Source organism: Halorarius litoreus (assembly GCF_024362405.1).
Taxonomy (GTDB): Archaea; Halobacteriota; Halobacteria; order Halobacteriales; family Haloarculaceae; genus Halorarius; species Halorarius litoreus.
In genome coordinates this window covers 446,326-469,364 of sequence record NZ_CP101454.1, presented here as the reverse complement: position 1 = coordinate 469,364, position 23,039 = coordinate 446,326, and the positions used below count along the sequence as shown (strand labels likewise).

The window sequence follows — 23,039 nt, the reverse complement described above, 5'->3', positions numbered from 1 at the left end:
CGCGAGACCGAGATAAATCGCTTCGTCAGAACCCGCGGCGGTACTGTCGTGGGACGGGCCCCTCCTCGTCTAGCGCCTCTGCCGCGTGGAGCGTGAAGTACGGGTCACGCAGGTGTTCACGCGCGAGGATGGCCACGTCGGCGCGGCCGTTGCGAACGACCTCGTCGGCGCCCTCCGGGGTGGTGATGCCGCCGACCGCGCCGACGGCACAGTCGCTGTCGACGAGTGCTTCGACCAGTCGCTCAGCGTAGGGGACCTGATAGTGCGGGCCGATGTCCGGCACCTGCTGGTCGCGGTGGATGCCCCCCGCGGAGACGTCGATGAGGTCCGCGCCGTCGTCGGCCAGCAGCGGCGCGAGCCGTGCGCTGTCCTCGACGGTCCAGCCGTCGTCCATCCAGTCGGTCGCCGAGATGCGGACGAACACCGGCTTCTCGTCGGGCCACACCTCCCGAACCGTCCTGGTGACCTCGCGGACGAGCCGCGTGCGCCCCTCGAAGTCGCCGCCCCAGTCGTCCTCGCGGGTGTTCGCGATAGGGGAATAGAACTCGTGGAGGAGGTAGCCGTGGGCGGCGTGGACCTCGGCGATCTCGAACCCAGCGTCGAGCGCGCGCTCGGCCGCGGCGCGGAAGGCGTCGACGACGCTCTCGACGCCCGCCTGGTCGAGCGCCTCGACCTCCAGGGGGTCGTCGTGGGGGTACGGTTCGGTCGTGGGGCCGACCGGCGTCCACCCCGAGTCGCCGTCGTCGTCCGCTGGATGGATGGGGTCGCCGCCGTCCGAGGGCCGACGGGTGGAGGCCTTTCGACCGGCGTGCGCGAGCTGGATGGCGGGGGTCGCGCCCTGCCCGCGGATGAAGGCGGTCGTGTCGCGCAGCGCGTCGGCGTGCGCGTCGCTCCAGATGCCGAGGTCCTGCGGCGAGATACGTCCTTCAGGGGCGACGGCCGTCGCCTCGCTCATCACGATGCCTGCGCCGCCGATGGCGCGCGAGCCGAGGTGGACGTGGTGCCACTGCGTGGCGAGGCCGTCCTCCGCCTCGCACGAATACTGGCACATCGGCGAGACCATCACGCGGTTCCGTATCTCCGTCTCTCTGAGTTCGAGCGGGTCGAAGAGTCCGGGCATTGTCGGGGGGACGGGGGTGGCGGGAAAAGGCTCGGCGGTGGTGGACCGGGGTTGCCGGTAGTCGAGCGGGCGCCCGAACCGGGAGCGCTATACGAATCGGTCGACCACACAACGGCAATGCGCGAGGCCCACCCCGACGAGCAGGCGGTCGGCGTCGACTGGTACGTGAGCGACGCCGACGGCGTCGGCGGGCGGCTCAAGACCACTGCAGCGGACTTCCGGGTTCGCGAGCTGGAGGCGTTCGACGTCGAGCCGCTCGATGCCGACCCCGGATCCTACCCGCACGTCGTGTTCCGCGCCGAGCTGAAGAACTGGGACACGAACGACTTCGCCGATGCGATGTCGAAGAAGCTGGGCATCTCCCGCGAGCGCGTCTCGTGGGCCGGCACGAAGGACAAGCGCGCGGTGACGACCCAGCTGTTCTCGGTGAAAGGGGTCGCCCCCGAGGACGTGCCGACCGTCGACGAGGCCGACGTCGAAGTGCTTGGACGGGCTGGACGTCCCGTGCTGTTCGGTGACCTCGCGGGCAACGCCTTCGAGGTCATCGTTCGGGAGGCCGACCACCCCGAGCACGCCGACGCGGTGACCGACGCGCTCCGCGACTTTTCGGGGACGACCGAGAAGATCGGTGTGCCGAACTTCTTCGGCCCCCAGCGGTTCGGGAGCCAGCGGCCCGTCACGCACGCGACGGGGCTCGACATCGTCCGCGGCGAGTGGGAGGAAGCCGTGAAGACGTACGTCTGTACGCGCACCGACGCCGAGCGCGAGGACTCCTATCGGGTGCGCGAGGAGCTCGACGACCGCTGGGGCGAGCGCGCCTGGAGCGAGTTCGTCGAGCGCCTCCCGGGGCGGCTCCGCTACGAGCGGTCGCTCCTCTCCGCGCTCGCCGAGAACGGCGGCACCGAGCCCGACCACTTCCGCGAGGCGCTCGAACGGTTCCCCACGAACCTCCAGTCGATGCTCGTGAACGCCGTGCAGTCGTACGCGTACAACCGGATGCTCTCGGAGCGTCTCGAACGGGGGCTGCCGTTCCACGAGGCCGTCGCGGGCGACGTGGTGTGTTTCGCCGACAGAGACGCGCCCGAGGGGCTGGAACTCCCGGACACGAGCCGGCTCCAGCGAGTCGACGAGGGGCGCGTGGACACCGTCAACCGACACCTCGAACGCGGGCGGGCGTTCGTCACCGTGCCGCTCGTCGGCACCGAGAGCGAACTGGGCGACGGCGAGGTGGGCGACATCGAGCGGGCAGTGCTCGACGACATGGACCTCGCACCCGAGGACTTCGACCTCCCGGGCGCGTTCCACTCGACGGGGACACGGCGGGCGATTCTCGTGCGTACGGAGATGGGCGTCGCACGCAACCCGTTGACGTTCTCCTTCGCGCTCCCGAAGGGGAGCTACGCGACGACCATCCTTCGCGAGTACCTGAAGACGGCGCCGACCGACCTGACCTGACAGGCGTTGGCACGCCCACCCGAACCTCTTTGCCCCCCTCCTGCAAGTCGGGGGCGATGCCCCACGACGACGCCTACGGGGAAGCGCTGCGCGCGTACCACGAGACCGGCGAGAGCTTCGAGGTCGTCGAACGCGACGACGGCTTCGTCGGTCCGCCTGGAACTCCGGCGCTGTACTTCTCCGACCCCGACGAGTGGGGCGACCACGAGCGCACCGCTCTGGAGCGCGCCGAGGGTCGGGTCCTCGACGTGGGCTGTGGCGCGGGTCGGCACGCGCTGTACCTGCAGGAACGGGGGCACGACGTGGTCGGTATCGACGACTCCCCGGGTGCCGTCGAGGTCTCCAGCGAGCGCGGCGTCGACGCCCGCCAGTGTGACGTGGCGGACGTGCGCGACCTCGACGCCGGCACGTTCGACACGGTCGTCATGGGTGGGAACAACTTCGGGCTCGTCGGCACCCGGACGACCGCACCCCGCATCCTCGGCGGGCTCGCAGCCGTGACGAGCGCCGACGCGCGCATCCTCGCCGAGACGCGCGACGTCCACGCCACGGACGACCCCGACCACCTCGCGTACCACGAGTTCAACCGTGAACGAGGGAGATTGCCGGGTGCGTTACGGATTCGCGTCCGGTACAAGCGGCACGCGACGCTGTGGTTCGACTACCTGATGGTCTCGCCAGAGGAGCTTCGAGAAGTCATCGAGCCGACCGTGTGGGAGCTCGTCGACGTGGTCGAGGCCGACGACGGGGCGCAGTACTACGCGGAGTTGCGAAAGGAGTAGCCGAACCGCCCCGCTTATCCGCCGCGACTGCCTTCTCGCGGGTATGAACTGTGGCACGTGTGCGACCTCGCTGGAGCGGCCCGGCGACTACTGTCTCACGTGCCACACCCCGAACACGGAGGTCGTCGTCCTCGACCTCGACCGCGACCGCGCGACGGTGACCTGCGTGGCTGACGAGGATGTCGTCGCCGAACGCGAGATCACGACGCGCCCGGAGGACGACCCCGAGCGCGAACCCATCGAGTTGCGCAACTTCGCGGGACTCGTCGCCGACGAAACACATCGGAAACGCCCCGAGGAGGTGTACGCCGCGGGCGACCGCGACGTGCTGCAGGCGGTGCGCGCCGAACTCCACTACCCACTGTATCGCGTGGCGGACGACGACCCGGTCGAGGCCGTCTTCCGGCGTCGGGGTGACGCCCCCCTGGAGGTCGTCCAGAAAGCCCCCCTCGCAAAACTCGGCGGGAGCCACTCGACGCTCATCGGCAACCGAGCCGGGATGCGCGCCATCGAAGCCGTCGGCGGCCACCCACACGTGAAGAAGATCATCCCGGGGCCAATCGACGCCGGGGGGTCGGGGAGCCGGTCGGGGGTGCGGGCGAAGGCCACCCGCGCCGACGAGAACGGCAACGTTCGGCTGCTCGTGCGCGACGGCTCCAGCGTCCAGGAGAACCGGGTAGTGACGACAGCGAGCGACCGGGAACTCGGCGAGCACGTTCGTGCGGACCTGAACGAGGCGCTGAAGGAAGCCGACCTGCAGGACTAGCGGAGGGTCGTCGCCGGAGTTTTGCGCCTGCGACGACACACGCCGCCATGGGCTCCCGCGAGAACCGCATTATCCTCGTGTGTATCGCCGCCGCCCTCCTGCTGGCGTTCGCCCCGCCGCTCGCTGGAATCGCGGGCGTCCCGCTCGGCGTCGAGTACCCGTACTGGCTGTTCTGGGCCATCCTCGTCGGGGTGGGGGTCGTCCTGCCGTCGCTGTGGCTCGGCTACGTCGAGGGGTCGGGCGGACGAATCTCGTAGGGTTTATCCCTCCGAGGGGCGGATTTGCCGTTACTATGGCCAAGAAGGGTACGACCGGGAGCGCCGGTCGGTTCGGGGCACGCTACGGCCGTGTGGCCCGCCGCCGCGTCGCTGAGATCGAGGAGGACACGAACGCTGACCACACTTGCCCCGCCTGCGGGAAGGCGCGCGTCGAGCGAAAGGGCACCGCCATCTGGCAGTGTGGCTACTGTGACTACAAGTACGCCGGCGGCACCTACCGACCGGAGACGCCTGCCGGGCGCACCGTTCGGCGGTCGCTCCGCGCCGCCCTCGGCGACGACGAGTAACGCATGAGCTACAAGTGCTCCCGCTGTAAGCGCGACGTCGAACTGGACGAGTACGGCGGCGTCCGCTGTCCGTACTGCGGTCACCGCGTCCTGCTGAAGGAGCGGAGCCGCGACATCAAGACCATCGACGTGGAGTAGCCCGGCGACGGGCCGACGATGCACACCGCGGACCTCGTCTTCACCTACGATTCTGTCGACATCGCTTCACTCGTCGAGCGGAGCGTCCGCCAGGAACTCGGCGAGATCGACGGCGACCGGACCACCGCCTCGCTCTCTCTCGACGCCACAGAGCTGACCGTCCACGTCGACGCCGACGACCTCGTAGCGCTTCGGGCGGGCATCAACACGTGGAGCACGCTCGTCGAAGTGGCCGAGCGGGTCACGGGTGTGGCGTAAGTGGGGGCAGGTTGTCGAATCGACGCAATGGGCTGATAGTACCTCGAAAGCCCCCGGTCGCTCGTGACTCCGCGACTCGCCGGGGAGCCGACGAGCGACCGGCCCCTTTCAGTCTCACCCGCGACGCTCGATTGGTCAGTCGGTGCGGGTGGGACTGAAAGGGGCGACGCGCTACGGGAAGCACGGCGACGCAAGCACCACAGCGAGGCGAAGCCGAGCGAGGAGCGCAGCGAGCCGCGCGACCGTAGCGCGTCGGGGCTTTCGAGGTGTTCGCGGTCTTGCTATCACCACCGAACGCCCGTCAGTCCACATCTCCTAGCCGGTTCGCAAGGATTAACCACCGGTAGCCGGAATCGAGGGGTATGGCAGACGAAGAAGAAGAGGACTCCGGGCCCGTCGTCGAACTGGGCGAGGGAGAGTCCGTCGAGGGGGCGCCGCTCTCGCGGGTCACCTCGCGGCTCCACTTCGGCATCGAGAAGAGCGAGGTCGTCCGCCGCGAGGGCGACACGACCATCCGCACGCCCGACGGCCCGCAGGACCTCGGTGACGTGCTCGACGAGTCCGACGAGACGTACTTCCCGACGCGCCAGGACTTCGAGGCCGCGGTCCGCGCGGTCGTCGGCACCGGCCCCGTCCCGACCGAGTAGAGGGCCGTCGTGTCCGTCCGCTCCTCGCTCTCGCGGGTCAGCTGGGTCCAGCGGGCGCTCCTCGTCGGCCTCGGACTCGCCGCCGTCTGGAGCCTCTGGCACCCTAGCGGCCTCGAGGAACGGATGCTGAAGGACGCAGTCCTCTACGTCACCGTCCCCGCGATTCTGGCGGTCACACACGGCCGACAGCTCGGCTGGCGCGTGGACCGGCTCGCGCTCCGAAACACGCTGCTGCTCGCGGCGTTCGTCGCCCCCTTCTACATCGTCGGCTCGTCGCTCCCCTCGGTCCGGGCGTTCTACCCGATGTGGGGTGGCTCGCTCGACACCTTCTGGACGCACTCACTGAAACAGCTCGCCGTCGTCGTCGCCGCCGAGACCTACTATCGAGGGCTGCTCTGTGTCGGCGTGCGGGAGGTCGGCCGGAAGGCCGCGTTCATCAGCCCCATCATCTACGCCTTCCACCACATCGGGAAGCCACCGATCGAACTCCTCCTTTCGGGGCCGACGGACGTGCTCTTCGGGCTGGTCGACTACGAGTCGAACTCGATTCTTCCATCCATTGTAGCCCACGGGTTCGGCCTCATGCTGCTCGACTGGCTCGTGCTTCACGACCCGCTCATCCCGCCGGAGACGGTCATCGGTTGGCTCCAGTGGCTGCCGCTGCCCCTCTGAGACGACCGCCCACCAGCCCGCTGGACCGACCGCCTACCACCCCGGGGCCAGCTTGGTGGTCTCGAACCCCTCCGACAGTTCGTCCCACCGGTCGGCCAGGGCCTCGGCGGTCCACATCTCGCCCTCGGCAGCGAGCGACCGCTCGCGCTCGGGGTCGGAGACGAACGCGACGTTGTCGCCCACGATGCCGAGCGTACAGCCCGTCACGTCCTCGGCGGCGTCGCTGGCGAGGAACACGGGCACTGCGGGCGCGAACTGCGGGCCCATGCTCTCGGGGTCCGCGCCGGCCATCGCGGGCAGGTCTTCGGTCATTCTGGTGAGCGCGGTCGGCCACATCGCGTTCACCCGCACGTCGTACTGGTGGAGTTCGCGGGCGCCGGTCCGCATCAGCCCCAGAGTCCCCGCTTTCGCGGCCGAGTAGTTCGCCTGGCCGGGGTTCCCGGCGGCGACGCCACTCGACACACAGACGAACGAGCGCTGCCGGTCGAACCCCTCCTGTTTGTACCGCTCGCGCCAGTGTGCCGAGACGTTGCGGAGGAGCGAGAAGTGGCCCTTGAGGTGGACGTCGACGACCGCGTCCCACTCGGCTTCGTCCATGTTGAACACCATGCTGTCGCGGAGGATGCCCGCGAAGTTGACGACCGTGTGGACCGCGCCGTACTCGTCGACCGTCTCCCGAACCAGCCGTTCGGTGTAGTCGAGGTCGGTCACGTCCCCGAAGTGCGCCATCGCCTCGCCGCCCGCGTCCTCGATGCGTTCGACCGTCTCCTCTGCTGGCTCGGCGTCGCTCCCCTCGCCGGAGACGTCGACGCCGAGGTCGTTGACGACCACCGACGCGCCGTGGTCGGCCATCGCCACCGCCGTCTCCTCGCCGAGTCCCCCGCCCGCACCGCAGACGATACACACCGTATCCTCGAGCATATCCGGTGGTCTCGAACCGGGGGGATACGCCCCCTGAAATCGGCAAATATCGACGGATACGGGCGTGCGTACGGCTCGTCCACGAGGGGAAGGTTTTCGCCGCCGTGTGCCCTCTACCGAACCGAATGTTACCCATTGACCCGACCGCACTCGACAGCGAGGACATCGGCGAGAAGGAGGCGACCCTCCACATGGACCACGAGGAAGCCATCGAGCACGTTCGCGAGGCCTTCACCCAGGAAGGGTTCGGTGTCGCGACGGAGTTCTCCCCGTCGGACATGCTCAACGAGAAGATCGGCGCGGACCGCGACCCGTACTACGTGCTGGGTGCGTGCAACCCGACGATGGCCGACCGCGCGCTCGACGCCACGGACAACCGAATGGGCGGGCTGTTCCCCTGTAACGTCGTCATCTGGCAGGAGGAACCCGGCGTCCAGACGGTGTACCACGTCTCCATCATGAAGGTCGCCCGACTCGTCGGGATGGCTCCCGACGACGAGACGATGCAGGGTATCGTCGACGACACCGGCGAACTCGTCGAAGCGGCGTGGGCGAACCTCGACGCGGCCTGAGTCAGTCGTCTCACTGTAGTAACCGATTACTCGCTGAAACCCGACCGTACGGCGAGTAATCGCCTGCTATCCGTCGGCAACGCTCCCTGTACTTTTCCGGGTCAATGTTGCCAGTTGTACCGCCATGCGCGCAGTTGTACTGGAGGCGTTTCAGGAACCGCTGGAGGTACAGGAAGTCGACCGCCCGGAGCCGGAGCCACACGGCGTCGTCGCCCGTGTGGACGGCTGTGGAGTCTGCCGCAGCGACTGGCACTGCTGGCAGGGTGACTGGGACTGGTTCGGCTACCGCCCGGACCCGCCGCACGTCCTCGGCCACGAGCCCTGTGGGACGGTCGTCGAGGTCGGCTCGGAGGTCGAGAACGTCACGGAGGGTGACGCCATCGCCATCCCGTTCAACTTCGCGTGCGGGAAGTGTACGCTCTGCCGGAACGGGCGGGAGAACATCTGCGAGAACCACGTCGGCCTCGGATTCATGAACGAGGCGCCCGGCGCGTTCGCCGAGGAGGTGCACATCCCGAACGCGGACATCAACGCCGTGCCGCTGCCCGCGGACATCTCGACGGACACCGCCGCCGGCATCGGCTGCCGGTTCATGACCTCGTACCACGGGATGGCGCACCAGGGCGACGTGGGCAACGGCGAGGACGTCGTCGTCCACGGCTGTGGCGGCATCGGTCTCTCGGCCATCCACATCGCCGACGCGCTCGGCGCGAACGTCATCGGGGTCGACCTGATGCCCGAGAAACTGGAGAAAGCCGAGGAGTTGGGCGCGGTCGGCACCGTCGACGCCAGTCAGGTCGACGACCCCGCCAAAGCGGTCCGGGACATGACCGACGGTGGTGCGGACGTGAGCGTCGACGCGCTCGGCATCGCCACGACGTGCCAGAACGCGGTCAACAGCCTCCGGAAGGGTGGCCGACACGTCCAGATCGGCCTCACGACCTCTGACGAGGCTGGGATGGTCCCGCTGCCGACCGACGAGTTCGTCGCGAAGGAGATCGAGTTCGTCGGCTCGCTCGGCCTCCAGCCCTCCCGCTACCCCGAGATGCTGAACATGATCCGGGCGGGGAAGATCGACCCGACGAAGCTCGTCTCCGAGACCATCACGCTCGACGACGTGCCGGACACGCTCGCGGCGATGAGCGACTACGACACGCTGGGGATCCCGGTCTGTACGGAGTTCGCCTGACTCCCCTCACTCCCGGTTTTCGAGGTCGTCGACCCGCTCTGTGAGGTCTTCGACGCGGGCCTCCAGCCCGCCTACCTTCCGTTCGATGCGGTCGAGCCGTTCGTCGACGCTCCCGCCGCTCCGGATGCGGAGCAGGAAGTAGCCGAGGCCGCCGAGGAACGCGACGATGACGACGACGTTGAGCAGCAGCACGAGGAGGGCGACGAGCAGCTCAGGGCCGCCGGGGACCTGCAACGGAACCATCGGTTCGAACCGGGCGCGCCCGTCGGTTAGTCGTTGTCATCGGTGTCTTCCGCGTCACCGGCGTTACTTCGGCGCTCGCGTTCGAGTTCCCACTCCAGGTCTTCGATGCGGGCTTCGAGCTCCTCGACGCGGTCGTTCGAGCCGCGCCGGTAGAGCACCACCCCGCTCGCGACGAGCGCCAGCGGGACGCCGAAGACGAGCAGCATGATGACGAAGATGATGAGCAGTTCCGGACCGCCGGGGAGGCCCATCTGGAGTACGAGCATACCGGCGGCTGCGTCGCTGCGATTATAGCTCTTTTCGCGCGAACTCCGCGAGGCTCGACTGCACACCGGCCACGAGGTTCGACTTCCGGCGGAGCTGCGAGAAGGGGATGGGCAGCCGGGGTGCGAGTTCGGCCACGGCGTCGTGGAACGTCTCGGCCTCGCCGTACTCGCCCTGGACGGCGTTGCGGACCGACTCGCGAATCTGCCAGACCCCCACCGGCGCCCAGTACTCCTCGGAGGCGTGTCTGAGGACGAGCGCCTTCGCCTGTCGCCCCTCGTCGGCGAGCCCTTCGAGCACGCCCAGCCGGGAGGCGTAGTAGGCACCCGCCGTCTCGTCGACGTACTCCGTGCGGCCCTCGTACCCCTCGCGGTCGGCGGCGACGTAGTAGTCGCCCTCGGCGTCGGGGTTCCAGATGCTCCCGGGCGCCTTCATCTCGACGAGCTCGAACTCCCAGTTGCCGGGTGCGAGAATCACCCAGTACTGGTTGCCGACGTACTCGTCGTAGTAGACGCGCACCTCGTCGATGGAGGGGGCGTTGCGGATGGTCCCGCGGAGGTACTTCCCGATGGTGTCGTCGACTGCGGTGATGGACCACCGGGTTGGAACGAGCCGCCGGTTTCCCGCCTGCCCGAGCGCCCCCGCCGAGAGGATGTCGTCGATGTCGTAGACGTCGAATCCCCGTCTGTAGAGATAGGTCATCGCGCCCTCGGCCTGCCAGTCGTCGTCAGAGAGCGTCTTCTCGACGGCGCGGGGGACGTGCGGGTTCTCGGTCAGGTCGGCGCTTCGGGCCTTCGCGCGCGGGCCGGTGGGTGCCCCCACGTCGTCGACGGAGGATTCGAGGCTCATCTCGGGGGTGCCGTCCAGCCCGAGTTCGATGTCCACGGGGCGGTCCGCGATGGCGACCTCGCGCTGGACGCCGACGAAGCCGTCCCAGACGTCGGTCACGTCGACGTTCGCCGACCGGGTAGAGTTGAGCAGCCCCGTCCGCTTCTGGAACACGTCGTCGATGGAGAACCCCTGTGCGTACCAGTCGCCGCTCGTCACGTACTCGCTGGCGTGGTCCTCGTCACCGACGGGCGAGAGGAGGCCCGTGGACACCCGCGGGTAGTTCGACCGGCCGACGAAGATGGAGGGCGAGGTGGAGCCGACGAGCGTATCGTCCGAGAGGGTCTCGTCGAACCGCGTCTGCACCGACTCGAGGTGGTCGGTGATGGCGTACGACTTCTCCTCGGCGAGCTTGCGCAGGTCCGCCCGCTCGTCCTGCTCGAACCCGTCGAGGTAGTCGTCTAACCGCATCGCCTCCGTGTCGGGCCCGGGCGGCCTTCAACCGTTCGGCAGCGGAGCGAAAGTGATGGTCACTCCACCTCGAGCGTCTCCATCGCACTGCCGAACGTCGTCACCGGCGTGATGTCGGCCGCGTGGTCTTGCAGCAGAGGGGGCCCGAGCAGGCCGGTCACCCCCTCGAAGCTCTCCGATTCGAGGAGGAGGTAGAACGTGTGTTCGTTGGGTGCGACGAACGAACTGTGGACCGTCACCCCGAACGACTCCTCGGCGTCGTCGAGGCGAGCGACCAGTTCGCTGGCCTTCCCCTCGTGTTCGTCCCGCGCCCAGCAGTGCTCCGGACTGTGTCGCAGCGCCACGTGGAACAACATGGTCGCTGCTGTATGGTCGCGAGACAGCATAACGATAGTGTTGGATGATAACACGTGTCGCTGCCCGGGCCTTCGTCGTCTCCCGATTCGTCTCTCGTCGCCTGCTGTTCGGCTACGTCGGAATCCCCATCGCCTCGATCTGCTCCTGGTAGCGATTCCGGATGGTGACCTCGGTCACCTGCGCGACGTCCGCCACCTCGCGCTGGGTTCGCTTCCGGTTACAGAGCAGCGAGGCGGCGTAGATGGCCGCGGCGGCGTAGCCCGTCGGGGACTTCCCGGAGAGGAGGCCCTTCTCGGCCGTCTCGTCGATGATCTGGTTCGCCTTCGACTGCACTTCCTCGGCCAGGTCGAGCTCGGAGGCGAACCGTGGGACGTACTTCTTCGGGTCGACCGGCTCCATCTCCAGCGAGAGCTCCTGAGAGATGTAGCGGTAGGTGCGACCGATCTCCTTCCGTTCGACGCGCGACACCTCGCTGATCTCCTCCAGCGACCGCGGGATGCCTTCCTGCCGGCAGGCGGCGTACAGCGCGGAGGTGGCGACGCCCTCGATAGAGCGGCCGCGGATGAGGTCCTCTTTGAGTGCACGTCGGTAGATGACGGAGGCGACCTCGCGGACCGAGCGCGGCACGCCCAGCGCGGAAGACATCCGGTCGATCTCGCTGAGTGCGAACTGGAGGTTGCGCTCGCCGGCGTCCTTGGTGCGGATGCGCTCCTGCCACTTGCGGAGGCGGTGCATCTGCGAGCGTTTCTCCGAGGAGATCGAGCGACCGTACGCGTCCTGATTCTTCCAGTCGATCTGCGTGGTGAGCCCCTTGTCGTGCATCGTCTGCGTGGTCGGCGCGCCCACGCGGGACTTCGACTGGCGCTCGGAGTGGTTGAACGCGCGCCACTCCGGCCCCCGGTCGATGTTCTGGTCGTCGAGGACCAGCCCGCAGTCGTCACAGAGGCGTTCGCTGCCGCTGCTGACGATGGCGGTGGAGCTGCACTCCGGACACGCCTGCGTCTGCGCCGTCTCGTTCGTCTCGCCGTCGATCTCCTGTGTGCGCTCGCGCTGGCGGCCGGGGCGTGTCATGTCGTTTATATTTCACGGAAGAATGGATAATAAAACTACAGGGGGGTGTCGGACGCCGCAGTCGGGCTGGGACTGTCACGACGATGGAAAGCGATAACTCCGGGAGTCCGGAACGTCCGGGCGTGCCAGTCATCGAGTGCGACCCGGCGGCGGCTCGCGAGCGACTCGAGGCCGCGGGCGCCACCGTCGAGTCGGGCAACACCGACCACGAGCTGTGGCGCGCCTCGCACGGGGGAGCGACCGCCGTCGCCTACGAGGGAAAGGTCGTGGTGCAGGGCGCGGACCCGACCCGCCTCGTGGGCCTCCTTCGAGACAGCGGTGGCCGCGCCCACGTCTACTTCGACGGCGCGTGCCGCGGGAACCCGGGGCCGTCCGCGGCGGGCTACGTCATCGTCACCGGCGACGGCATCGTCGCCGAGGGCGGGACGGCACTCGGAACGATGACCAACAACCGCGCGGAGTACGAGGCCCTGATTCTCGCGCTGGAGGTCGCCGCCGACTACGGCTTCGACGAGGTTCACCTGCGGGGTGACTCCGAACTCATCGTGAAACAGGTCCGCGGCGAGTGGAACACGAACGACCCGGACCTCCGCGAGCGTCGGGTTCGCGTCCACGAACTCCTCCGGGCGTTCGACGACTGGACGCTCGAGCACGTTCCGCGGGAGATAAACGAGCGCGCCGACGACCTAGCGAACGACGCACTCGATGACGCTACCTGACGACACCGTCACGGAGGTGGAGCGACTGACGAGACTCGCCCGCGAGGCGATCGACCCGAACGAGGCCGCCGCCCACCGCGAGCGCCGGGACGACCTGCTCGCCGACCACGGCTACACGGCGCGCGTCCGCTCGGACGACACCGCCGACGTGCTCGTGTTGCATCCCGCCGACTGGCTCGACGAGTCTGGAACCGTGCAGATCGACCGCATCGACGACGTGGACGACGGCATCGAGGTACCGCTGTCCGGCCCCGGTGACGCCGACGACTGGGACTCGGTGGAGCGACACAACCGCTCGGTCGCCGAGCGAGTCGCCGAGGAACACGGCGAGGTCCACGGGCGGACGGCCCACGCCTTCGCGGACTTCATGAGCAACCACTACGCGAAGCCCGTCGAGCAGGCGACGCCCGCCGAGGTCCGCGAGTTCGTCGAGGAGTACTTCCCGCGCAACGCCTGGCCGACCGACGAGCAGCGGGCGGTCGTCGAGGAGTCGGTCGACCTCGTACAGCAGACGGCACGCGCGGCGTAGCGGTCGCTCACGCGCGGAAAAACGAAGAACGGTGCCCGATTACTGAAGCTCTGCGACGAGGTCCTCGATAGCTCCCGCGCGATCGTCGTCGACGACGAACTTCGAGAACTCCCAGCGGAACTGCGAGAGCAGCACGGCCTCGCCGTCGTCGGTCAGCGCGTACTGGTTCGTCCGCTTGTCGAGTTCGCTCTTCTCGACCAGCCCCATCTCGACGAGATCGTCGAGGTTGGGGTAGAGCCGGCCGTGGTTCACTTCGCTCCCGTAGTACTCCTCGAGCTCGCGCTTGATTGCGAGCCCGTAGCGCGCCTCCTCGGCGAGGATGGTGAGGATGTTCTGCTGGAACGCAGTTAGTTCGCTCGCGATGCCCGGGGTGCCCGAAATTGGTTTTGCCTCTGACATGGTTACTCAGACGTTTTGTATCTATTTAACAGTTCGCAGGTAGCTACAACCCGCCGATAGGACGTTGAAGCTTCCTCAGGGAGCACTCGAATCGCACCTTGTTCCGCGTTCCGCACTCTCCGAGTACTCTCCACGTAACACTCCGACAGGGCGATACCGAAAGTAGTTTTTGGCTACTCGTCTCACTGGCACGCGATGACGAACCTCTGGGAAGACCTCGAGACGGGACCGAACCCGCCGGAAGAGATCTACGCCGTCGTGGAGTGTCTGAAGGGCGAGCGCAACAAGTACGAGTACGACAAGGACATCCCGGGTGTCGTGCTCGACCGCGTCCTCCACTCGAACGTCCACTACCCGAGCGACTACGGGTTCATCCCGCGGTCGTACTACGACGACGAGGACCCGTTCGACGTGCTCGTCCTCGTGAAGGACCAGACGTTCCCTGGCTGTGTCATCGAGGCCCGCCCGGTCGCGATGATGAAGATGGACGACGACGGCGAGCAGGACGACAAGGTCATCGCCGTCCCCATCGAGGACCCCCGGTACGACCACGTCGAGGACGTCGACGACCTCACCGACCAGAAGAAGGCCGAGATCGAGGAGTTCTTCGAGACGTACAAGAACCTCGAGGCGGGCAAGGAAGTCGAGACGCAGGGCTGGGAGGACAAGCAGGCCGCGATGGACGCCATCGAGCACGCGATGGACCTCTACGAGCAGAACTTCTCGTAGAGAATCGGTCGATACTCGGTTTCTGGTTGTTCTGCGACCGACCAGCTACTGTTGGTGTACTCGTCTCCGACTCGCTCGCGCGCTCCGGTTGTCTCACCTGGACCACCTTCCCGGTGTCTCACATAGACCCCACCTTCCCGGTGCCCCACCTGGACCTACCTACTTCACCTCACGCGCACCCGCGAGGGCGACGCGCGCACGCCGCTGCGGGCGCGCACACCCGCGCTGTCTGCCGATTTCGGGCGAAGCGTTTAATTCATCCCTCGACCTACGACCCCCCGATGGAACTCATCGTCACCGAGAAGGACAACGCCGCGCGTCGCATCGCGGACATCCTCTCGGACGGCGGGTCGGGCGTCGACCGCCGCAACGGCGTCAACGTCTACCGGTGGGGTGACAAACGCTGCGTCGGCCTCTCGGGCCACGTCGTCGGCGTCGACTTCCCACCCGAGTACAGCGACTGGCGCGACGTCGAGCCGGTCGAGTTGACCACCGCACAGGTCGTGAAGAACCCCACGAAGGAGAACATCGTCCGCACCCTCCAGCAGCTGGCCGAGGAGGCGTCGAGCGCGGTCATCGCCACCGACTACGACCGCGAGGGCGAACTCATCGGGAAGGAGGCGTACGAGCTCATCGAGGAGGTGACCGACGTGCCCATCAAGCGCGTCCGGTTCTCCTCCATCACCGAGAACGAGGTGAAGAACGCCTTCGCCGACCCCGACGACCTCGACTTCGACCTCGCCGCCGCGGGTGAAGCCCGGCAGATCATCGACCTGATGTGGGGCGCGGCGCTCACGCGGTTCCTCTCGCTCACTGCCGGGCAGCTCGGCAACGACTTCATCTCTGTCGGGCGGGTGCAGTCTCCCACGCTCAAGCTCATCGTCGACCGCGAACGTGAGATTCAGGCGTTCGAACCCGACGACTACTGGGAGCTGTTCGCCGACCTCGACAAAGACAGCGAGGAGTTCGAGGCGCAGTACTTCTACGAGGGCGAGGACGGCACCGAGAACGAGCGCGTCTGGGACGAATCGGAGGCGGACGCCGCCCACGAGCGACTCCGCGAGGCGACGAGCGCGACCGTCACCTCGGTCAACCGTCGCACTCGCACGGACGACCCGCCCGCGCCGTTCAACACCACCCAGTACATCCGCGCGGCCGGCTCGCTCGGTTACTCCGCACAGAAAGCGATGAGTATCGCCGAGGAGCTGTACACGACGGGCTGGATCACCTACCCGAGAACGGACAACACCGTCTACCCCGAGGACCTCGACCCCGAGGACCTCCTGGCGACGTTCGCCGACACGGGCGCGTTCGGCGAGGACGCGGCGAGCCTGCTCGAACTGGACGACATCGAGCCCACGTCGGGCGACAAGGAGACGACCGACCACCCGCCCATCCACCCGACCGGCGAGATTCCCGGCCGCCAGGACCTCTCGGAGGACGAGTGGGAGATCTACGAACTCGTCGTCCGGCGGTTCTTCGCGACCTGCGCGGAGCCGGCGACGTGGGCACACCTGCGCGTCGTCGCCGAGGCCAACGGCTGTCAGCTGAAGGCCAACGGCAAGCGGCTCGTCGAGCCCGGCTACCACGCCGTCTACCCGTACTTCGGCACCTCCGAGAACTACGTTCCCGAAGTCGAAACCGGCGACGAACTGGCCGTGCGCGAGGTGCGGCTCGAAGAGAAGCAGACCCAACCCCCGCGAAGACGGGGCCAGTCGCGGCTCATCGAGACCATGGAGTCGATGGGCATCGGCACGAAGTGTCTGACCGAGGATACTACCGTCTTGGTGCGGACTGACGATGGCGATGTCGAACGCCGCCAGGTCGGGGAACTGTTCGCGGCTGACCGGACGCTAATCGCGGACGGGGACATCGACGTGGCGACGACCGAGGGGCCACGGACTGTGTCGTACGACGAGGCGACCGACCAAACCTGTGAGGTGAACGCCGACCTCATCAGTAGGCGCCGGCTCGCCCCTGACGAGCGTGTTCTCACGGTGACGACGGACGCCGGGTCGTTCTCCGTTACGGACGACCACCCGCTGTACGTCGTGCACGACGTCGACGTATCGGTCGTCCCGGCCAGCCAGGTCGCTCCCGGAGAGCAACTGCTCTCGGCACGCCGTGGGCCTACCGAGGCGTCGTCCGGCGAGACACTGATGACGTGGGAGGAGTTCGCTACGACCTGTGACTGGTCGTCGAAGCTCTACGGCGTCGACTGTAACCGGGCGCTTGCAGATCTCCGCTCCGAGACAGGCGAGACCCAGGCCGAACTGGCTGATCGCCTCGGAACTCGCCGCCACTACCTGAGCCGCTACGAGACCGACGAACGGGACGTTCCGGTGTGGATTCTCGGCGAACTCGGGATTCGGCCGGAGGAGATACACGGGCTCAACTACGACACGACGTTCGAGAACCCCTTCCCCCTCGAGTGGTCCGACACGCTGGCTCGCGTGCTCGGAAACGTGCTCGGTGACGGCTCGATACATCGGAACGACGCGGAGAACGTAGTCGACGTTCGCTACCACAACACCGACGAACGACTCATCGAGCGGTTCTGTGACGACATCGAGACCCTGTTCGGTATCGAGCCGACGGTGACCGAACGCCCGGGACGCGAGGCGCATCACGAGACGAAATCTCAGGTGAACCTTCCCTCGGCGCTCGGACGAACGCTGCTCACCGTTCTCGACGCGGTGATGGACGATGGCCACCCGGACGTGCCGACGCCACACCAGCCAGCGTTCATCGGCGCGCTGTTCGACGACGAAGGGCACGTCTCCCGCGAGCGGAAGGCGTTCATCTCGAACACCGACCACGACCTCCTCGCGGGAGTCGCCGAGATGCTCGACACGCTCGTGGTGGAGACGAAACTGGCTGCCGACCAGCACAAACTCCACATCCGGGGCCGGGAGAATCTGGAGCGGTTCCTCGATTCAGTTCCGGTCTCTGCCGACGAAAAGTTCTATCGCGGCCTCGACGCGCTCCGAGCGTACGACGTGACGCGTCACAAGGCACGAATCCTCGAACTCGCGACGGAGCGACCGATGCGTTCGGAGGACCTCGCGACCGATCTGGGGCTCACACAGGGCCGAATCAGTGTCCTGGTTCGACGCTTGCGGGACGAGGGCTACCTTCGAAAACGTATCGAAGGGAGCAACCGGAGCCACGAGGGCGATCGAACCATCCGGTACGAAGCAGTCGGATTCCACGATTCGGTGTACGCGACCGTACTTGGATATCCTGGGACGGTGGCTGTTCGAACGGTCGAAGAACGGGACTACGACGGCCCGGTGTTCGACCTCTCCGTGACCGACGACGCACCGAACTTCGCCGTTCAGGGTGGTACCGTCGTCCACAACTCGACCCGCCACGGGACCATCCAGAAACTCTACGACCGCGGCTACATCGAGAACGACCCACCGCGGCCGACGGGGCTGGCGATGGCGGTCGTCGAGGCGTCCGAGCGGTTCGCCGACCGCATCGTCGACGAGGGGATGACCGCCCAGCTCGAACACGACATGGACGCCATCGCCTCCGGCGAGAAGACGCTCGACGACGTGACCGACGAGTCACGCGAGATGCTGCAACTGGTGTTCGAGGACCTCCACGACCACCGCGACGAGGTCGGCGAGTTCCTCAAGGAGTCGCTGAAGGCCGACAAGACGCTCGGCCCCTGCCCGGAGTGTGGCGACGACCTGCTCGTCCGGCGCTCCCGGCGGGGCTCGTACTTCGTCGGCTGTGACGGCTTCCCGGACTGCCGGTACACCCTCCCGCTACCGAGTCAGGGCGAGCCGACCGTCATCGACGAGACCTGCGAGGAGCACGACCTCAAGCACGTGAAGATGCTCGCGGGTCGCTCGACGTTCGTCCACGGCTGCCCGCAGTGTCAGGCCGACGAGGCCGACAACACCGACGACGAGGTCATCGGGGTCTGTCCCGACTGTGGCGAGGAACACGGTGGCGAGCTGGCCATCAAGCAGCTCCGGTCGGGCTCCCGGCTGGTGGGCTGTACCCGCTACCCCGACTGCGACTACTCGCTCCCGCTCCCCCGCCGTGGCGACATCGAGGTGACGGAGACGTACTGCGAGGAGCACGACCTCCCCGAACTCGTCGTCCGCGACGGCGAGGACGACGACGACCCGTGGGAGCTGGGCTGTCCCATCTGCAACTTCCAGGAGTACCAGGAGCGGCAGTCCGCGAGCGAGATCGAGGACCTCGACGGCGTCGGCTCGAAGACGGCCGAGAAGCTCGCAGCGGCGGGCATCGAGAGCCTCGACGACCTCACGGGCGCGGACGCGGACATCGTCGCTGACGAGGTACAGGGCGTCTCCGCGGACAAAGTCCGCGAGTGGCAGGCGCAGGCCGGCGCGAGCTAGTTAGGCCTCGTCGAGCGCGTCGCCCACGAACGTTCTGACCAGCTGTTTGCCATGTTCGGTGAGGATCGACTCCGGGTGGAACTGCACGCCCTCGTGGGGGCGTGATTCGTGGCGAACGCCCATCACGACGCCCCGCTCGTCTTCGGTCCGGGCGGTTTCGACCAGCGAGTCCGGGAGGTCTGCCCGCTCGACCGCGAGCGAGTGGTAGCGGCCGACCGAGAACGCGGTGGGGAGGTCGCGATAGATCTCCCGGCCGTCGTGCGAGATTGTGGAGGGTTTCCCGTGGACGACCTCGGGGGCGTGCCCTACGGGCGCGCCGTTCGCCGCACAGAGCGCCTGGTGGCCGAGACAGACGCCCAGCGTCGGATACGCGAGTTCCGCGAAGATGGGGATGGAGACGCCTGCCTGTTCTGGCGTGCCGGGGCCGGGTGAGACGACGACTGCCGCCGGGTCGAGCGCACGGATGGCCTCGGTCGTGATGGCGTCGTTCCGTCGGACGACGACCGCCTCGCGCGCCTCGGGCTCGCTGTAGCCGAGGGCCAGGAGGGCCTCGCCGACGTACTGGACGAGGTTGTACGCGAACGAGTCGTAGTTGTCGACGACGAGGACGGTCATCGCTCGCCCTCCACGGACATCCGTGTCTCGTCGAGCGCGGCGTCGAGCGCCTTCACGAGCGCGCGGCCCTTGTCGAGCGTCTCCTCGTACTCGCGTTCGGGGACCGAGTCGTGGACGATTCCGGCGCCGACTCGCAGGTGGTACTCGTCGCCGTACCGGACCAGGGTCCGGATGACGATGTTGAGGGTGGCGCGGTCGTCGAAGCCGAACACGCCGATGGAGCCGGTGTACGGCCCGCGCCGCGTGGCCTCGACCTCGTCGATGATCTCCATGGTTCGGGGCTTCGGCGCACCGGTAATCGTCCCGCCCGGGAACACGGCGGCGACGCAGTCCACGAGGTCGACGTCGTCACGGCGTCGTCCCTCCACGAGCGAGACGAGGTGCATCACCTCCGAGTAGCGGTCCACGCGCCGGTATTCGCTCACCTCGACGGTGCCGAACCGCGACACCTTCCCGAGGTCGTTGCGTTCGAGGTCCACGAGCATCGCGTGTTCCGCCCGCTCCTTCTCGTCGGTCGTGAGGTCGGTTTCGAGCGCCGCATCCTCGGCCGGGTCGGCACTCCGCGGTCGCGTCCCGGCGATGGGCTCGGTGAGGAGTCGGTCCCCCTCGACGTCGAGCAACAGTTCCGGCGACGCGCTCACGAGGTCGACACCCGGGAACTCGACGAGTCCCGAGTAAGGCGCCGGATTCACCCGCCGGAGCGCGTCGTACGCCTCGACCGGGGAAACCACCGCAGGTGCGCGGAGTCGCTGGGAGACGTTCGCCTGGAACGTGTCGCCGTCACGGATGTACTGTTTGACGCGGCGGACCCGCTCGGCGAACGCCTCGCGGGTGCAGTCACCCTGGAACGTCGCCTCACTCGCGTCGGCCCGAGGTGGCTCCACCGCGGGATCGCCTTCGACGGCAGCTGTCGCGAGGGCGAGCGCTCGGTCGCGGCCTCGGTCGTAGGCGGCGTCGGGGTCCTCGACGACGGGACACGAGCAGACCCGGAGCGTCACGCCGCCGTCGGTGGGTGCCTCCCACGCCGCGACCGTGTCGAACACGCCGAGCTGTAGGCGAGGAAGGTCGCGGTCGGCGGCGGCGTTGCTGGGGAGTGCTTCGAGTTCCCGCACCACGTCGTACGAGAGCCACCCGAACGCGCCACAGGGGTACGGCACGTCGCAGTCGCCGCGGACGAGCGTCTCGTCGGCGAGTAACTCGCGTATCGCGGGAAGCGCGGCGTCGCCCTCGCCGACTTCCACCCGCGAGACGGGGGCGACGGCGAAGTACCCCCAGCCGGCCTGTCCACCGGTGGTCTCCAGAAAGACGCCGCCCGGACCGTCACGTGCCCGGCGATAGGCGTCGAACGGGTCCGAGACTGTCACGTGGACCTCGACGGGGACGCGCGCGCCGGCTGGTGCGTCGGCGGCCACCGCACGGAAAGCGGACCGGTCAGTGACGACCGTCGACATGAGACCAGAGATGCGGTGGCGGACTAACCGTCTTGCGGTTCAAGCGCCTTCGGCGGTTGTGACGCTGCCGAGCTCAGACGTCCTCAGCGGTTGTGACGCTGCCGAGCTCAGACGTCCTCGGCGTTCTCGACCCAGCGCGCCACCCGCTTCTCGGAGACGCCAGTCTCCTCGGCGAGCGCCTCGGGGTCGGCGTCCACGAGCTCGTCGACCGACTCGATGCCGGCGTCCTCTAGCCGCTTGGCGTACGCCGGGCCGATGCCGCTGACGTCCGTGAGCGCCGGGCCGGCGTCGGGCTCGTCGTCGACGGGACCGGCGGCCTCGGCCGGCTCGGCGGCTGTCTCCTCGGTGCCGGCGTGGTCGGTGACCGCGCCCGCGGCCTCCGCGGGTTCGGCAGCCTCGTCCTCTTCTGGTGGCTCCTCGGTGATGGACGCCGACCCTTCGGCGTGCGCTTCGGCCTCGGCGTCGTCCACGCTCTCGGTTTCGGCCTCGTCTGCGAGGTCAGCCTCGGTTTCGGCCTCGGTTTCGGCCTTCGATTCTCCCTCGGCGTCGTCCGCATCGGCCGGCTCCTCGACCTGCGAGGCTGGGCCGGCGGCTTCGGCCGGCTCGGCCGCGCTTGCGACCTCGTCGCCCTCGTCTTCCGAGGGTTCTTCGGTGAGCGAGCCGGTCGACGCCGCGGCCTCGGTCTCGGCCGCTGCGGGCTCCTCGGTGCCCTTCACGACGGCCTCGTTCTCCGCGTCCGCCCCGTTGTGCGAGCGGCGCTCGGGCTCCTCGTCGTCGTCCGAGTCGAGACCGAACACCGATTTCAGCAGATTGACTAATGGCATAGCTGTAAATAATCAGTCGCACCTCTTAAATTCAGCCACCACGGCTAAAAACGATAGCCGCCGTTACAGTCCTGAACGGAGCGCCGCGTTCATCGCGTCGACCGGCGCGTTCCGGCCGGTCCACAGCTCGAACGCTTCGACCCCCTGGAACAGCAACATCCACGCGCCGTCGACGGTCGTGGCACCGGCGGCGGCCGCATCCCGCAGGAGACGGGTTTCGAGCGGCGTGTAGACGGCGTCGAGCACCGCGAGATCAGCGTGGAGCGCGCTCGACGGGACCGGCGTCTCGTCCGGCTCGGGGTCGTCGTCGTGGGCCATGCCGACGCTCGTGCAGTTGACGAGCACGTCGGCGTCGGCCAGCACCTCGGGCAGCGCGTCGAGCCCGTGGCCGGTCGCGTCGGGCACCTCCTCGGCGAGGGCGTGCGCTTTCGTCTCGGTCCGGTTCGCGATACGGACCCCCATTCCCTCGTCGGCGAGGCCGAACGCGACGGCCCGCCCCGCCCCGCCCGCGCCGACGACCACAGCGGTTCCATCGAGGGCCACGTCGTGGTGCTCGAGTGCCCGAACCGCGCCGACGGCGTCGGTGTTGTGGCCCGTCACGGTGTCTCCGGAGAAGTCGACGGTGTTGACCGCGCCGATGCGGCTGGCGAGCGAGTCGGGTTCGACGAGTTCGAGCGCCCGCTGCTTGAACGGGATGGTGACGTTCAGCCCGGCGATGCCGAGTGCGTCGGCCCCCTCGAAGGCGCGGTCGAGGTCTCCCTCGGCGGGTTCGAAGGTGACGTATCGGGCGTCGAGGTCGAGCTCGGTGTAGGCGGCCTCGTGCATCGGCGGCGACAGCGAGTGGCCGACGGGGTTGCCGACCAGTCCGAACACCTGCATGGCCGAGAGTCCGCACCACCGAAAATAAACCGGGCGGTCGCGGCGAAGCGGCGGCCGTACCGGGCAGGCGGGCGTGGCGAAGGGGCAGCCGAACCGAGAAGCGGGTCCTGGTAGTGGTCAGAAACCGAGCGACTGCGCCGTGACGGCAGGTGCTGTCGCGATAGCAAAAGAGATAGGTGGCTCCCCGGCCCCGATT

The 23,039-nt window shown here is 67.9% G+C and carries 27 protein-coding genes; 15 read left to right on the top strand and 12 right to left on the bottom strand.

What is annotated here, in order from left to right:
• Nucleotides 1-25: 25 nt before the first annotated feature.
• Complete coding sequence (locus tag NL126_RS02500; RefSeq protein WP_255197328.1) at nt 26-1,120, bottom strand: NADH:flavin oxidoreductase/NADH oxidase; 1,095 nt, start codon at nt 1,118-1,120, stop codon at nt 26-28.
• Between the two features lie 117 nt (nt 1,121-1,237).
• Between NL126_RS02500 and truD the strand changes: the two genes are divergently transcribed.
• The 9 genes from truD (at nt 1,238) to NL126_RS02455 (ending at nt 6,403) form a co-directional block, all read left to right on the top strand.
• A complete protein-coding gene (truD, locus tag NL126_RS02495) occupies nt 1,238-2,575 on the top strand; it encodes a tRNA pseudouridine(13) synthase TruD (RefSeq protein ID WP_255197327.1) in 1,338 nt (445 codons plus the stop codon).
• Nucleotides 2,576-2,631: 56 nt separating this feature from the next.
• Nucleotides 2,632-3,357: a methyltransferase domain-containing protein gene (locus NL126_RS02490; RefSeq protein ID WP_255197326.1), complete on the top strand. Its 726-nt coding sequence runs from the start codon at nt 2,632-2,634 to the stop codon at nt 3,355-3,357.
• Nucleotides 3,358-3,400: 43 nt separating this feature from the next.
• Nucleotides 3,401-4,123, top strand: coding sequence for a DUF2103 domain-containing protein (locus tag NL126_RS02485; RefSeq protein WP_255197325.1), 723 nt, complete (start codon nt 3,401-3,403; stop codon nt 4,121-4,123).
• Between the two features lie 47 nt (nt 4,124-4,170).
• The gene (locus NL126_RS02480; protein ID WP_255197324.1) at nt 4,171-4,380 is read left to right on the top strand and encodes a DUF7987 family protein; all 210 of its coding nucleotides are present in this window, start codon (nt 4,171-4,173) and stop codon (nt 4,378-4,380) included.
• A gap of 35 nt (nt 4,381-4,415) precedes the next feature.
• Nucleotides 4,416-4,688: a 50S ribosomal protein L37ae gene (locus NL126_RS02475; protein ID WP_255197323.1), complete on the top strand. Its 273-nt coding sequence runs from the start codon at nt 4,416-4,418 to the stop codon at nt 4,686-4,688.
• Nucleotides 4,689-4,691: 3 nt separating this feature from the next.
• The gene (locus tag NL126_RS02470; protein WP_255197322.1) at nt 4,692-4,826 is read left to right on the top strand and encodes a DNA-directed RNA polymerase subunit P; all 135 of its coding nucleotides are present in this window, start codon (nt 4,692-4,694) and stop codon (nt 4,824-4,826) included.
• An 18-nt stretch (nt 4,827-4,844) separates the two neighbouring features.
• A complete protein-coding gene (locus NL126_RS02465; protein WP_255197321.1) occupies nt 4,845-5,084 on the top strand; it encodes a KEOPS complex subunit Pcc1 in 240 nt (79 codons plus the stop codon).
• Between the two features lie 362 nt (nt 5,085-5,446).
• Nucleotides 5,447-5,731 carry a DUF5789 family protein gene (locus NL126_RS02460; protein ID WP_255197320.1) on the top strand — a complete coding sequence of 95 codons (285 nt, stop codon included), beginning with the start codon at nt 5,447-5,449 and terminating at the stop codon, nt 5,729-5,731.
• A gap of 9 nt (nt 5,732-5,740) precedes the next feature.
• Nucleotides 5,741-6,403, top strand: coding sequence for a CPBP family glutamic-type intramembrane protease (locus NL126_RS02455; protein ID WP_255197319.1), 663 nt, complete (start codon nt 5,741-5,743; stop codon nt 6,401-6,403).
• Between the two features lie 33 nt (nt 6,404-6,436).
• Here the strand turns inward: NL126_RS02455 and NL126_RS02450 are convergent, their stop codons facing one another.
• Nucleotides 6,437-7,324, bottom strand: a complete 888-nt coding sequence (locus NL126_RS02450) for an SDR family NAD(P)-dependent oxidoreductase (RefSeq protein WP_255197318.1) — start codon at nt 7,322-7,324, stop codon at nt 6,437-6,439.
• Between the two features lie 125 nt (nt 7,325-7,449).
• On the opposite strand from NL126_RS02450, the gene NL126_RS02445 reads away from it, so the two are divergent.
• Together NL126_RS02445 and NL126_RS02440 are read left to right on the top strand one after the other, a co-directional pair.
• Nucleotides 7,450-7,896: a DUF302 domain-containing protein gene (locus NL126_RS02445; protein ID WP_255197317.1), complete on the top strand. Its 447-nt coding sequence runs from the start codon at nt 7,450-7,452 to the stop codon at nt 7,894-7,896.
• A 124-nt stretch (nt 7,897-8,020) separates the two neighbouring features.
• Nucleotides 8,021-9,085: a zinc-dependent alcohol dehydrogenase family protein gene (locus NL126_RS02440; RefSeq protein ID WP_255197316.1), complete on the top strand. Its 1,065-nt coding sequence runs from the start codon at nt 8,021-8,023 to the stop codon at nt 9,083-9,085.
• 6 nt (nt 9,086-9,091) lie between these two features.
• On the opposite strand, the gene NL126_RS02435 is transcribed toward NL126_RS02440, so the two are convergent.
• The 5 genes from NL126_RS02435 to NL126_RS02415 form a co-directional block, all read right to left on the bottom strand.
• Nucleotides 9,092-9,328, bottom strand: a complete 237-nt coding sequence (locus tag NL126_RS02435) for a hypothetical protein (RefSeq protein WP_255197315.1) — start codon at nt 9,326-9,328, stop codon at nt 9,092-9,094.
• Nucleotides 9,329-9,354: 26 nt separating this feature from the next.
• A complete protein-coding gene (locus NL126_RS02430) occupies nt 9,355-9,594 on the bottom strand; it encodes a Sec-independent protein translocase subunit TatA/TatB (protein ID WP_255197314.1) in 240 nt (79 codons plus the stop codon).
• A 22-nt stretch (nt 9,595-9,616) separates the two neighbouring features.
• Nucleotides 9,617-10,891: a DNA repair protein NreA gene (gene nreA, locus NL126_RS02425; protein ID WP_255197313.1), complete on the bottom strand. Its 1,275-nt coding sequence runs from the start codon at nt 10,889-10,891 to the stop codon at nt 9,617-9,619.
• Nucleotides 10,892-10,950: 59 nt separating this feature from the next.
• Complete coding sequence (locus tag NL126_RS02420; RefSeq protein ID WP_255197312.1) at nt 10,951-11,247, bottom strand: DUF3303 family protein; 297 nt, start codon at nt 11,245-11,247, stop codon at nt 10,951-10,953.
• Between the two features lie 112 nt (nt 11,248-11,359).
• On the bottom strand, nt 11,360-12,319 hold the full coding sequence (locus NL126_RS02415; RefSeq protein WP_255197311.1) for a transcription initiation factor IIB: 960 nt from the start codon (nt 12,317-12,319) through the stop codon (nt 11,360-11,362).
• A 122-nt stretch (nt 12,320-12,441) separates the two neighbouring features.
• On the opposite strand from NL126_RS02415, the gene rnhA reads away from it, so the two are divergent.
• On the top strand, nt 12,442-13,038 hold the full coding sequence (gene rnhA, locus NL126_RS02410; RefSeq protein WP_255197310.1) for a ribonuclease HI: 597 nt from the start codon (nt 12,442-12,444) through the stop codon (nt 13,036-13,038).
• Complete coding sequence (locus NL126_RS02405) at nt 13,025-13,567, top strand: DUF7108 family protein (protein ID WP_255197309.1); 543 nt, start codon at nt 13,025-13,027, stop codon at nt 13,565-13,567. Before rnhA ends, NL126_RS02405 begins: the two co-directional genes overlap by 14 nt.
• A 39-nt stretch (nt 13,568-13,606) precedes the next feature.
• On the opposite strand, the gene NL126_RS02400 is transcribed toward NL126_RS02405, so the two are convergent.
• Nucleotides 13,607-13,966 carry a PadR family transcriptional regulator gene (locus NL126_RS02400; protein WP_255197308.1) on the bottom strand — a complete coding sequence of 120 codons (360 nt, stop codon included), beginning with the start codon at nt 13,964-13,966 and terminating at the stop codon, nt 13,607-13,609.
• Between the two features lie 195 nt (nt 13,967-14,161).
• Between NL126_RS02400 and NL126_RS02395 the strand changes: the two genes are divergently transcribed.
• Both NL126_RS02395 and NL126_RS02390 read left to right on the top strand, forming a co-directional pair.
• A complete protein-coding gene (locus NL126_RS02395; RefSeq protein ID WP_255197307.1) occupies nt 14,162-14,695 on the top strand; it encodes an inorganic diphosphatase in 534 nt (177 codons plus the stop codon).
• A gap of 281 nt (nt 14,696-14,976) precedes the next feature.
• Nucleotides 14,977-19,074, top strand: coding sequence for a DNA topoisomerase (locus NL126_RS02390; RefSeq protein WP_255197306.1), 4,098 nt, complete (start codon nt 14,977-14,979; stop codon nt 19,072-19,074).
• On the opposite strand, the gene NL126_RS02385 is transcribed toward NL126_RS02390, so the two are convergent.
• From NL126_RS02385 to NL126_RS02370, 4 genes are all read right to left on the bottom strand, one after another.
• Nucleotides 19,075-19,689, bottom strand: coding sequence for an anthranilate synthase component II (locus NL126_RS02385; RefSeq protein WP_255197305.1), 615 nt, complete (start codon nt 19,687-19,689; stop codon nt 19,075-19,077).
• Nucleotides 19,686-21,140, bottom strand: a complete 1,455-nt coding sequence (pabB, locus tag NL126_RS02380; protein ID WP_255197304.1) for an aminodeoxychorismate synthase, component I — start codon at nt 21,138-21,140, stop codon at nt 19,686-19,688. Before pabB ends, NL126_RS02385 begins: the two co-directional genes overlap by 4 nt.
• 107 nt (nt 21,141-21,247) lie before the next feature.
• Nucleotides 21,248-21,964 carry a helix-hairpin-helix domain-containing protein gene (locus NL126_RS02375; RefSeq protein WP_255197303.1) on the bottom strand — a complete coding sequence of 239 codons (717 nt, stop codon included), beginning with the start codon at nt 21,962-21,964 and terminating at the stop codon, nt 21,248-21,250.
• 63 nt (nt 21,965-22,027) lie between these two features.
• Complete coding sequence (locus NL126_RS02370) at nt 22,028-22,843, bottom strand: shikimate dehydrogenase (protein ID WP_255197302.1); 816 nt, start codon at nt 22,841-22,843, stop codon at nt 22,028-22,030.
• Between the last annotated feature and the right edge of the window lie 196 nt (nt 22,844-23,039).